We start from the raw sequence: 11,535 nt of genomic DNA, 5'->3' as shown, positions 1-11,535 counted from the left end.
GATCCGATCATCAAGTGCACAGTGCCGCAGATCCAGTTGGTCCGGACCCCTGGCGGCGCATCTTCAAGAGAGAGCCAGTGCGATGGAAAAGGCAAAACCGGAGGGAAAGATCAGGAATCACGACGGCCCGGTCGGCGGGCGAAACACGTGCAACGCGTGCGGATTGGACGCACACGGCGGGGCGGCGGGGCGGCGGGGCGGCGTGCGCCGGCGGGAGACGCACGATGAAACTCTATGAAAAGCTCGCGGACGATATCGAGCGCCTGATCCGCCAGGGCGTGTACCGGCACGGCGACCGGATTCCGTCGGTGCGGCAGGCGAGCCAGCAGCACCGGATCAGCATCACGACGGTGCTGCATGCGTATCTGCTGCTGGAAAGCCGCGGGCTGCTGGAAAGCCGGCCGCAGTCGGGCTATTTCGTAAACCTGCGGCGCGACGACAGCCACGCGCCGGTGCGCGAGCTGCGGCCGTCGAAGCCGATCGCGATCTCGTCGTCGGTGGACGTGAGCCGGCTCGTGCTGTCGACGCTGCGCTCGATCGGCACGGACGACGCGGTGCCGCTCGGCTCGCCGTATCCGGACCCGAGCCTGTTTCCGTTCGAGAAGCTGAACCGCTACGCGTACGCGGCCGGCCGCGACAAGTCGCTGTGGGGCGTGACCGACGGGCTGCCGCCGGGCCATCCGCGGCTGATCCGGCAGATCGCGCGGCGCTACCTGGAAAACGGGATGTCGGTGGACCCGAACGAGATCATCGTGACGGTCGGCGCGACGGAGGCGATCAACCTGTGCCTGCAGGCGGTCGCGAAGCCGGGGGACACGATCGCGGTGGAATCGCCGACGTTCTACGCGATGCTGCACGCGATCGAACGGATGGGGATGAAGGCGATCGAGGTGGCCACGCATCCGGAATACGGAATCGACATCGCGGCGCTGGCCGCGATCGCGAAATCGCAGCCGATCGCCGCGTGCATGGTGATGCCGAACTTCCAGAATCCGCTGGGTTTCCAGATGCCGGACGAACGCAAGCGCGAACTGGTTGAGTTCGCAACCAAGTCCGGGATGCCGATCATCGAGAACGGTGTGTATAACGAACTGTATTTCGGCGATACGCATCCGAGTTCGCTGAAGTCCTACGACCGGACCGGGATCGTGCTGCATTGTTCGTCGTTCTCGAAGAGCCTGACGGCTGCATACCGGATCGGCTGGGCACTACCGGGCCGCTATCGCGATCAGGTCGAGAAGCTGAAGTTCCTGAATACGCTGGCGACGCCGTCGTTGCCGCAACTGGCGATCGCGGAGTTTCTCGAACGCGACGGCTACGAGCATCACCTGCGGCGGATTCGCAAGGCCTATGCACAGCAGGCGAACCTGATGCGCGCGATGGTGTCGCGGTTCTTTCCGGAAGGCACGCGCATTTCGAGCCCGGCGGGCGGCTACGTGCTGTGGGTCGAGTTGCCCGCGCAGGTCGATGCGATGCGGCTGTACCAGCTCGCGCTGGAGCAGGGAATCACGATCGGGCCGGGCTACATGTTCTCGATCACCGACAACTACCGGAACTTCATCCGCCTGAACTACAGCAGCCCGTGGTCGCCGGAGATCGAGCAGGCGGTGATCACGGTCGGGAAGCTGGCCGCGGCGTGCATGCGGTGAACGGGCGGGTGACATGGATCGCGGGCGGCGGGACCTGCCGCGTGCGATTCATGTCATTCAAGCCCAGCCGGCCGCCGAAAACGACCATGCGGCCGATCGCAGCCAACTGCAGAACGCATCGATTTGCGGCCGCGCGGCGGCCGCGCGCGTCGTCAACAGATGGTAGCTGTAGGGGCCTTGCACCGGCTTGCCCGGCGCAATGGCCAGCAGCCCTTGCCTGACTGCATCGGCGGCGAGGACGTCCGACGCCACGGCCACGCCCTGGCCCGCGATCGCGGCATCGAGCGTCAGATAGGTATGCGAGAAGCTCGGCCCCTGTCGCAAACGCGCCGCGCTCGCGTGCCCGTCCTGCATCCGGCACCAGCGCACCCAGTCCACCTGCTCCGGAATGCGGGCCTCGTATTCGTCGTGCAGCAGGGTTGCACGCAACACGTCGTCCACGGTGCGCAACGGCTTGCATAGCGACGGTTGGCCGACCGCGAGGAACGTTTCCGACATCAGCTTTTCCGCGACGAGCCCCGGATAGGGGCCCCCACCCAGGCGGATCGCCACGTCCACGCGCTCGCGGCTGAAGTCGACGGCGGGCACAGAAGCCAGCAGGCGCACCTCGATGTCGGGATGCAGCCGCCGGAACTCGCCCAGGCGCGGCATCAGCCAACGCGTGACGAACGACGGCATCGCGGTGACCGTTACTTCCGGCGAATCCGCGGCCTGCCGGATGTCGAGCGACGCGCGCTCGAGCTCGTCCATCAAGCGCTCGATTTCCAGGAAGTAGCGCCGCCCGATCTCCGTCAACTGGACCGACCGGGCGCCACGCATGAACAACGGCGTGCCCAGCCACTCCTCCAGCAGCCGCACCTGATGACCCACCGCACCGGACGTGACGCACAGCTCGTCACCTGCCCGGGCGAAGCCGCCATGGCGCGCGGCCGCCTCGAATGCGCGGACGGAGAGCAGCGGTGGAAGTTGTCGCGACATGACTGAATTGAATTAAGGCTCAGTGCGGAAACGTTTGATTTGTTGCGCGGGAAAGGCGTGCTTAATCTACAAGCCTCCTGTCACGAGGCTCAGAAATAGTGAGCCATGCCATTTCCGGAGTCAACATGGATCTCAGCATTCACGGCGAGTCGAATCCCGCGCTCGCGTCGTCGTTTCGAAAGGTGCTCGTGCCCTGGGCGGTCCAGGGCGGGCTCAATCCGCCAGTCATCACGCATGCGCACGGATGCTACTTCTACGATGCGAACGGCAAGCGCTACCTGGACCTCACCAGCGGCTATGTCGCGGTGTCGTTGGGACATGGCCATCCGAAGGTGGTCGAGGCGATCCAGGCGCAGGCCGCGCGCATGTGCTGGGTCGCGTCGAGCTACTTCAACGACGTGCGCGCCGAATACGCGGAACGTCTGAACAGCGTTTCGCCGTGGCCGGAAGGGCTGCGCGCGCACTTCACCTGCGGCGGTGCCGAGGCGAACGACGATGCGGTGAAGATCGCGCGGCTGGTGACACGCCGGCCCAAGGTGCTGACCGCCTACCGGTCGTATCACGGCAGCACGCTCGGCGCGAGCGCGATGACGGGCGTGGACCGCTGGCGCGATCCGTTCCCGGCGCTGCCGGGCATGGTGAAGTTCTTTGCGCCGTATCCGTATCGCAGCCCGTTCCATACGTCGGAGCCGGCCGAGGAAACCCGGCGCGCCCTCGATCACCTGGCGCGCGTCCTTTCGCACGAAGGCGCACAGAACGTGGCCGCGATCCTGATGGAGCCGATGACGGGATCGAGCGGGGTCGTCGTCTACCCGCCGGGGTATCTCGCAGGCGTTCGCGACCTGTGCGACCGGCACGGCATCCTGCTGATCTTCGACGAGATCATGACGGGCTTCGGGCGCACGGGGGCATTGTTCTGCGCCGAGCGGGTCGGCGTGTTGCCGGACCTGATTTCGTTCGCCAAGGGGGCCAGCGCTTCGTATACGCCCCTTGGCGGCGTCCTGGTGCGCGAAGGCGTGGCCCGCCACTTCGATACGGAACTCTTCGACGTGGGCCACACGCATGCGGGCCATGTACTGGCGGTCGCCGGCGGCCTCGCGGCACTGAAGGTCTATCTGGAAGAGGGCTTGTTCGAGCGGGCGCGCGAGATCGAAGGCTGGCTGCGCGACGGTCTCGGCGAGCTGGCGGAGCGTCATCCGTCGATCGGCGACGTGCGGGGCATGGGCGCCCAGTTCGGCATCGAGCTGGTGCGCGACCGGGAAACGCGCGAGCCGCTCGTCGAGTGGCACCACCCGGCGGGATCGGCGCCGATGCGCGCGTTCTATGGCGAACTGCTGAAGCGCGGCGTTCACGCGTACGGGCGCTACAACGTGGTGATCGTGACGCCGCCGCTCGTCATCTCGCGCACGGAGCTGGACGAGGGGCTCGACGCGCTCGACGCGGCGCTGACGGTATTGGAGGCCGCGCGATGAACTACGAGGACATCCTGTATCGCGAAGCAGGCGGCGTGGCGACGATCACGATCAACCGTCCGTCGGTGTACAACGCGTTCCGCGCGAGGACGGTCGACGAACTGCTGCACGCGTTTCAGCAGGCGGGCTGGAATCCGGAGATCGGCGTGATCGTGCTGACCGGCGCCGGCGACCAGGCCTTTTGCACCGGCGGTGACCAGACGAGCCACGGCGATGGCGGCTACGGCGGGCGCGGCACGATCGGCTTGCCCGTGGACGCGTTGCAGAGCCTGATCCGCGACGTGCCGAAGCCGGTGATCGCGCGCGTCAACGGCTATGCGATCGGCGGCGGCAACGTGCTCGTGACGGTGTGCGACCTGGCGATCGCGAGCGAAGCGGCGCAGCTCGGGCAGGTGGGGCCCAGGGTGGGGTCGGTGGATCCCGGCTTCGGCACGGCGCTGCTCGCCCGCGTCCTCGGCGAAAAACGCGCGCGGGAAGTGTGGTTCCTGTGCCGGCGCTACACGGCGCGCGACGCGCTTGCGATGGGGTGGCTCAATGCGGTCGTGCCTGCCGATCGGCTCGACGGGGAAGTCGCGCGATGGTGCGACGAAATCCTTGCACTGAGCCCCACGGCGCTCGCGATCGCCAAGCGGTCGTTCAATGCGGACTCCGAGCATATCCGCGCGATCGGTGCGCTGGGATTCGAGGCGCTGTCGCTGTACTACGCCACCGACGAGTCGAAAGAGGGCACACGCGCCTTCCGCGAACGGCGCAAGCCCGCTTTCCGGCGCGCAAAGGCACGCCACGATCCTCAACCCTGAACGGTCGCCCTGCCTGCTCGACGCGATCCGGCAGGGCGGCATCGTGCGACAGACGATTCGGACGGAGCACTTTGATGAGCACCACTGACGTACTTTGGCAACCACCGGCCGACTGGCGGACCAGCACGCTGCTGGGTGAACTCTGCGCGCGCGTGGGCGCCTCGTCGTTCGAAGATCTGATCGGGATGTCGCTGCATGAGCCGCAACGCTACTGGGCCGCGGTGATGGCGCACCTGCAGTTCCAGTGGCGGATGCTGCCGCGGCGGCATGTCGATCTTGCGAGCGGGCCCGCGTTTCCGCGATGGTTCCCCGGCGGTCGGCTGAACTGGGTCGATCATGTGCTTGCGCACGCGGACGGCCCGCGTGCGCTGCAGGCGGCGGTCGTCACGGAGACGGAGGACGGGCGCGTCAGCACGACCAGTTATGCCGCGCTGGCTCGGGATGTACGGCAACGGGCGTCGCGGCTGGGCGCGCTTGGCGTCGGGGCGGGCGATCGGGTCGGCATCATGATGACGATGGGGGCGCAGGCCGCGGCCAGCCTGATTGCCGTATCGGCGCTCGGCGCGATCGCCGTGCCGCTGTTCACCGGCTTCGGGGCGGACGCCGTCGCCGCGCGACTGACGCTGGCCGACGCGCGTGTGTTGCTGGCGAGCGGCGGCTACCTGCGCCGCGGACGCACCGTCGACCTGAAACCGGTATTCGACGCATTGCAGGAACGGATGCCGGGTTTGCGCATCGTTATCCAGGGCGACGAGCCGGCGAGCCCCGTCGCGCCAGACGCCCGCTCTTCGCTGCACGCGGCGGCGCCCCATGCGTTCCCCGCGCAGGACCCCGACCAGCCGTTCATGATCGTTTTCACATCGGGAACGACAGGGTCGCCAAAGGGCACGGTGCATACGCATGCCGGCTTCCCGTTGAAGATCCTGCACGATTGCGCATACCACTTCGAGTTGCGCCCCGGCGACCGCTGGCTGTGGCCGAGCGACATGGGCTGGATCGTCGGCCCGCTCACGACGATCGGCGCGCTTGTCCGCGGCGCGACCCTGGTGTGCTACGACGGCGCGCCCGACTATCCGGACGCCGGGCGTCTGGCCGAAGTCGTCGACCGCCACCAGGTCACGCACTTCGGTGCGTCGCCCACGCTGATCCGCAGTCTGGCGGCGTCGCCGCGGGCGGTCGACGGCGCGGTGCTGGACAGCCTGCGCGTGCTGATGGTGGCCGGCGAGGTGATCGACCCGGATCACTTCGCGTGGTTCTTCCATGCGTTCGGCCGGTCGCGGTTGCCGGTGATCAACTACAGCGGCGGCACGGAGGCGTCGGGCGCGCTGTTGGGCAATGTTCCCGTGCGCCCGATCCGTGCGTGCGCTTTCAACGCCGTATCGCCGGGCGTCGACGCGTTCGCGGCCGACGAGCAAGGGCGGCGCGTGCGCGGCGTTCCCGGTGAACTGGTGATCGCCGCGCCGTTCGTCGGGATGACGTCGGGATTCTGGAGCGCGGCCGACCGCTACGAGGAAACGTACTGGCGCCAGCGGCCCGGGCTGTGGACGCATGGCGACCTGCTGCTCGAAGACGATGACGGACAATTCTTCATCCTCGGCCGCGCGGACGACACGCTGAAGATTGCCGGCAAGCGGCTGGGGCCGGCCGAGGTCGAGTCGGTCGTGCTCGGGTCGCCGCTCGTGCGCGACGTGGCGGCCGTCTCGCTACCCGATCCGGTGAAAGGGGAGCGGCTGGTGGTTTGCGTCAGTACCCACGGCGAACCGCCGGGCGCGCTGGCGACCTCGCTGGCCGACCGGATCGAGGCGGCGCTGGGCAAGCCGTTCCGTCCGGGCATCGTGCATCTCGTGCCCGATCTGCCGCGCACGCGCAACGGCAAGGTCATGCGCCGCGTGGTGCGAAACGTGTTGCGGGGCTTGCCGCCGGGTGACGTGAGCGCCCTCGAGAACCCGGCGGCGCTTGCAGCGTTGCAGGCGCTGGCCGGTCAGGGCACGGCATGACGGATCGACATCGGAACGGGCGGGGCGCGGTGTGGTGTCATCCGCCCGTCACCGGCGGAAAGAACGCAACCTCGCTGTCCTCGCGCACGACGAATTCCCCGGTCACCATTTCGAGGTTCACGGCCGCCCGCACCGGGCGGTCCATCCGCAGCGCGTCCGCACTGCGCGCGTCGCGTGCGGCCAGCGTGCCGCGCAGCGCGTCGACGGTGAGTTCGCGCGCATCGATCTCGACGGTTTCCTCGTCGAGCGCCAGTTGTTCGCGAATGCTCGCGAAGTATTTGATCGTCAGTTTCATCGAGTTGTCTCGGGCAGGAGCGGCGGAATCGGAAAACGCGAAGCGGGTGCGGTCAGCCCCAGCGCCGCATCGCCAGGTCGTCGTGCGCTTTCGCTTCGACCCAGCCGGATTCGCCGTCGTGCCGGATTTCCTTCTTCCAGAACGGCGCATGGGTCTTCAGGAAATCCATCAGGAATTCGCATGCATCGAACGCGGACGCGCGATGCGCGGCGGCCACCACGACCAGCACGACCGGCTGGCCGAGCGGAATGCGGCCGACGCGGTGCACGATCCTGACCGCTTCGAGCCGCCAGCGCGCGGTGGCCTCCTCGACGATGCTCCACAGTGCCTGTTCGGTCATCGTCGGGTAGTGCTCGACTTCCAGCGCGACGACGTCGTCGACGTCGCCTTCCTTGCGCACGACCCCGAGAAAGTTCACGACCGCGCCGACATTCGGATTGCGAACGATCGGCGCCAGCTCCGCGCCCGCGTCGATCGGCGCATGCTGCACGCGTACTTCGAAGCCCGCGGCAATCGCGGGCGCCGATTCGGGGTGCGGGTCGGTCGCGTCGACGGGCGGCGGCGGGCTGGCGGCACGCAGCGGATCGTCCGGCAGCCCGGCGCGGGATTCGGTGAAGGTCGTCATGACAGGTTCTCCAGTGGGCGGCGCATCCGGTGTCGCGCGGCGGCCCGTCAGCCGCCGACGAGCGACATGCGCACGGTCGGATAGGTCTTGCCCGGCGCGCGGGCCGGCCGTGCGGCCCGGCGCTCGGAATAGCGGTCGTCGCGCTGCGTCCAGCGTGCGCGCACGGCGGCGGCGAGGTCGGCGCTCGACGCCGCGTCGTCGAGCCACGGCCGCAGGTCGGTGCCTTGCGTCGCGAACAGGCACGTATAAAGCTGGCCGTCGGCCGACACGCGGGCGCGCGAGCAGGTGCCGCAGAACGGATGCGACACGCTGGCGATGAAGCCGACCTCGCCTGCGCCGTCGATGTGCGCGCAACGGATCGCGGTGGCGTCGTGCCCCGGCTCGCCGACGAGCACGAGCGGGTAGTGGGCGTCGATCAGCTCGCGCATCCGCGCGGCCGGCACCACCTTGTCGCCGGACCAGTAGCTGGCGCCGCCGACGTCCATGTATTCGATGAAACGCACGGCCACGCCCGTATGCCGGAAGTGCCGCACGAGCGGCAGGATCTGGTCGTCGTTCACGCCGCGCTCGATCACCGCGTTGACCTTGACCGGCGCGAGCCCGGCCGCATGCGCGGCCTCGATGCCGGCCAGCACGCGCGCCACGGGCACGTCTGCGTCGCTCATCCGGCGGAACACCGCGTCGTCGAGCGCATCGAGGCTCACGGTCACGCGCGACAGCCCCGCATCGCGCAATGTGCGTGCCTTCGCGGCGAGCAGCGAGCCGTTGGTCGTCAGCGCGATTTCGACCGGCTTGCCGTCGACGGTCGTCAGCGCGGCCAGCCGTTCGATCAGCGCTTCGAGGTGGCGGCGCAGCAGCGGTTCGCCGCCCGTGATGCGGATTTTCTCGACGCCGAGCGACGTGAAGGCGCGCGCGATCTTTTCCAGTTGCGCGAACGACAGGCGTTCGGACGACGGCATGAACGCGTAGTCGGCGCCGAAGCTTTCGCGCGGCATGCAGTAGCCGCAGCGGAAATTGCACTGGTCGATCACGGACAGGCGCAGGTCGCGCAGCGGGCGGCCGAGCGTGTCGGACGGGCGGGGGAAGGCGTCGGGCGATGCGCCGCCGGATGAAGCGGCGACGGCCGGCGCGGCGGAAACGATGGCATTCACGATCGGGTCGTCGGCCTGCATGAAGTAAGCGGAGGGGCGTCGCCGTTCGGCCGTGCGGGTGCCGACGTGTCGGCGCACAGGTCGTGACGAGCCTCATCGTGAGCATAGTCCGCCGGATTTTTCCGGCAGAGACACAATCGCGCCCGAATCGCAGGAATACAGTTCGCCGCGCCGGACGCGCGACAGGCGCGGCGAATGGCGCGAATGCGTCGCGCCGGGCGGGTAGTCGGCGTCGTGTTCATGCGAGCCAGGGAGCGAATTCGTAGTACGGAACCGCGTCGCCGCGCGCGAGCGTGCGCCCGGCCGGCAGCCGCGCGAGCCCGGTTGCCTGCACGAGCGACTGCAGCGTGCCGGCGCCTTGCTGGCGCAACGTGTCGAGCATGGGCGCGCCATCGGCGCCGACGATGCGCCGCACGCGCACGAAGCGTTCGCGCTGCGCATCCGGCTCGAAGCCGGTATCGATCGGCAGCGACGGCACGACCGGCAGGCAAGCGTCGCGCCCCTGCAGGCGGCGGATCAGCGGCGCGACGAACAGCGCGAACGCCGTCATCGCGGCGCCCGGATTGCCGGGCAGCAGTACCACGGGCCGCGCATCGAGCCGCGCGAGCGCGACCGGCTTGCCGGGCTTCATGCGCACACCGGTGACGAGGAACGACGCACCGAGCGCGGTCAGCGCGGGGCGCAGCAGGTCCTTGTCGCCGACCGACGCGCCGCCGACGCAGATCACGAGGTCGCACCGCGCGTGCAGGTCGCGCAGCGCCCGCTCGACGGCGGCCGGCGTATCGGCCGCATGCAGGCTCATCGCGACGTCGGCGCCGGTTCCCGCGGCCAGCGCGGCGAGCATCGGCGCGTTGCTGTTGTAGATCTGCTGCGGCGCACGCGGCTGGCCGCACGCGACCAGTTCATCGCCGGTCGTCAGGATGCCGACGCGCAACGCCGCCCGCACGTCGATCCGCGCGAACCCCTGCGCGGCGGCCACCCCGACGTGCATCGCGCCCATCCGCACGCCGGCCGGCACGAGCAGGTCGCCGGCGCGCACTTCCTCGCCGCGGCGGCGGATGTGCGAACCGATGCGTTGCGGCGCGTCGAACGTGACGCCGCCGTCCTGTTCGTGCGCATGCTCCTGCATCACGACGGTGTCGGCGCCGGGCGGAATCAGGCTGCCGGTGAACAGGCGTGCGGCGGTGCGCGGCGCGAGCGGCGCGGGCGTGTCGCCCGCATAGCAGCGCTGCGCGACGCGCAGCGGCTCGCCGTGCGCGAGGTCGGCGTGCCGCACGGCATAGCCGTCCATCGCGCTCTGATCGGCCGGCGGCTGGTCGAGCACCGCGGTCAGCGGCGTGGCCAGCACGTGGCCGGCCGCGTCGGCGACCGGCAGGGACGCGGCGGCCGCGAGCGGCGCGAACGCACCGGCGAATTGCTGCTGTGCGGTATCGAAATCGAACAGGTGTTTCATGACGAATGGACCGGGTGCGCCGGTGCAGGCAGTGGGTCGAGGTGAACGGCGGCGGGCGACACGTATTCGACGAAGCCGTCGTCGCGGCAGAAACCGACCAGCCGCACGCCGGCTTCGCGGGCGACGTCGATCGCGAGCGACGTCGGCGCCGAGATCGTCGCGAGCATCGGGATGCCGACCCGCGCGGCCTTGCGCACCAGTTCGTAGCTCGCGCGGCTCGACAGGAACACGAAGCCCGCGCGCAGGTCGGCGCGGCGGCGCGCGAGCTGGCCGATCAGCTTGTCGAGCGCGTTGTGGCGGCCGACGTCCTCGAACACGTCGAGCACGGCGCCGTCGCGGTCGCACCACGCGGCCGCGTGGATGCCGCCCGTTTCGCGCATCAGCGTCTGCCGGGCCGGCAGCGCACGCGCGGCGCGCGCGATCGCATCGGCGCCGATGCCCGCGGCCGTGCCGGCGGCCGCGATCCGCGGCGGGTGCAGGTCGAGCTGCGCGATGCTTTCGATGCCGCACACGCCGCAGCCCGTGCGGCCGGCCAGCGCGCGGCGGTGCGCCTTCAGCGCCATGAACGCCTGCTGCGACACCGTGAGCCGGACTTCGGCGCTGCCGGGCCGGCATTCGCTTTCGATGTCGAAGACGTCCGACGCGCGCTCGACGATGCCTTCGCTCAGCGCGAAGCCGAGGCCGAACGCGTCGAGGTCGATCGGCGTCGCCATCATGACCGTGTGCGCGATGCCGTTGAACACGAGTGCAACCGGGGTTTCGTCGACGACGCGATCGACGGTGTCGCACGCGGCGCCGGCGCGGTGGCGCGTCACCTGACATGCGGTGCTGCCGGTCGGATCGTCGCGGCGGGTGCAGGACTCCATGCGGGTTTCTCCAGACGGGACGGCCGGCGGGCCGGCCGGGCTCGGCGCGGGCGCCGAACGACGGGATTCGATGCCGCCGGGCGGGCGCCGCAGGGCGCACGACCGCCGCAGGCAGGCGTTGCATAACATGTTAAGTGGAGTGAACAGTGCGCCGCAGACACAGCGCCGCCACGCGGAAAGCAGTACAGCTGAGCGTCCCGCCGGCACGGAAACTATTTTCCGTGCACACATCTTTGGCGGCGCAAGCAG

The 11,535-nt window shown here is 69.3% G+C and carries 10 protein-coding genes; 4 read left to right on the top strand and 6 right to left on the bottom strand.

What is annotated here, in order from left to right; all coding sequences use genetic code 11:
- The first annotated feature begins 224 nt into the window (after positions 1-224).
- Positions 225-1,649 carry a PLP-dependent aminotransferase family protein gene (locus tag H0X90_RS25035; protein ID WP_077200009.1) on the top strand — a complete coding sequence of 475 codons (1,425 nt, stop codon included), beginning with the start codon at positions 225-227 and terminating at the stop codon, positions 1,647-1,649.
- A gap of 57 nt (positions 1,650-1,706) precedes the next feature.
- Here H0X90_RS25035 and gcvA read toward each other — a convergent pair whose 3' ends face one another.
- Complete coding sequence (gcvA, locus tag H0X90_RS25030; protein WP_077190092.1) at positions 1,707-2,627, bottom strand: transcriptional regulator GcvA; 921 nt, start codon at positions 2,625-2,627, stop codon at positions 1,707-1,709.
- A 125-nt stretch (positions 2,628-2,752) separates the two neighbouring features.
- Between gcvA and H0X90_RS25025 the strand changes: the two genes are divergently transcribed.
- The 3 genes from H0X90_RS25025 to H0X90_RS25015 all read left to right on the top strand — a co-directional run bounded on the left by H0X90_RS25025 (position 2,753) and on the right by H0X90_RS25015 (position 6,896).
- Entirely contained in the window at positions 2,753-4,099 is a 1,347-nt protein-coding gene (locus H0X90_RS25025; RefSeq protein ID WP_048989235.1) for an aminotransferase class III-fold pyridoxal phosphate-dependent enzyme, read from the top strand.
- The gene (locus H0X90_RS25020) at positions 4,096-4,899 is read left to right on the top strand and encodes an enoyl-CoA hydratase-related protein (RefSeq protein ID WP_034203671.1); all 804 of its coding nucleotides are present in this window, start codon (positions 4,096-4,098) and stop codon (positions 4,897-4,899) included. The genes H0X90_RS25025 and H0X90_RS25020 overlap by 4 nt, the downstream gene beginning before the upstream one ends.
- Before the next feature lie 74 nt (positions 4,900-4,973).
- Complete coding sequence (locus H0X90_RS25015) at positions 4,974-6,896, top strand: AMP-binding protein (protein WP_077190090.1); 1,923 nt, start codon at positions 4,974-4,976, stop codon at positions 6,894-6,896.
- A 37-nt stretch (positions 6,897-6,933) separates the two neighbouring features.
- Here the strand turns inward: H0X90_RS25015 and moaD are convergent, their stop codons facing one another.
- The 5 genes from moaD to fdhD all read right to left on the bottom strand — a co-directional run bounded on the left by moaD (position 6,934) and on the right by fdhD (position 11,286).
- Positions 6,934-7,191 (bottom strand): molybdopterin converting factor subunit 1, encoded by a 258-nt coding sequence (gene moaD, locus H0X90_RS25010; RefSeq protein WP_006498429.1) that lies wholly within the window; start codon positions 7,189-7,191, stop codon positions 6,934-6,936.
- Between the two features lie 52 nt (positions 7,192-7,243).
- A complete protein-coding gene (locus H0X90_RS25005; RefSeq protein WP_058903700.1) occupies positions 7,244-7,816 on the bottom strand; it encodes a molybdenum cofactor biosynthesis protein MoaE in 573 nt (190 codons plus the stop codon).
- Between the two features lie 47 nt (positions 7,817-7,863).
- The gene (gene moaA / locus H0X90_RS25000; RefSeq protein WP_077190088.1) at positions 7,864-8,988 is read right to left on the bottom strand and encodes a GTP 3',8-cyclase MoaA; all 1,125 of its coding nucleotides are present in this window, start codon (positions 8,986-8,988) and stop codon (positions 7,864-7,866) included.
- Between the two features lie 217 nt (positions 8,989-9,205).
- Entirely contained in the window at positions 9,206-10,420 is a 1,215-nt protein-coding gene (glp, locus tag H0X90_RS24995; RefSeq protein WP_077190086.1) for a gephyrin-like molybdotransferase Glp, read from the bottom strand.
- On the bottom strand, positions 10,417-11,286 hold the full coding sequence (gene fdhD / locus H0X90_RS24990) for a formate dehydrogenase accessory sulfurtransferase FdhD (RefSeq protein ID WP_069353411.1): 870 nt from the start codon (positions 11,284-11,286) through the stop codon (positions 10,417-10,419). The genes glp and fdhD overlap by 4 nt, the downstream gene beginning before the upstream one ends.
- Between the last annotated feature and the right edge of the window lie 249 nt (positions 11,287-11,535).

It is taken from the genome of Burkholderia sp. 9775_39 (assembly GCF_015712225.1).
Lineage (GTDB): Bacteria > Pseudomonadota > Gammaproteobacteria > Burkholderiales > Burkholderiaceae > Burkholderia > Burkholderia cenocepacia.
Note: the sequence above shows the minus strand (reverse complement) of the source record. Positions and strands in the feature narration are given on the sequence as shown.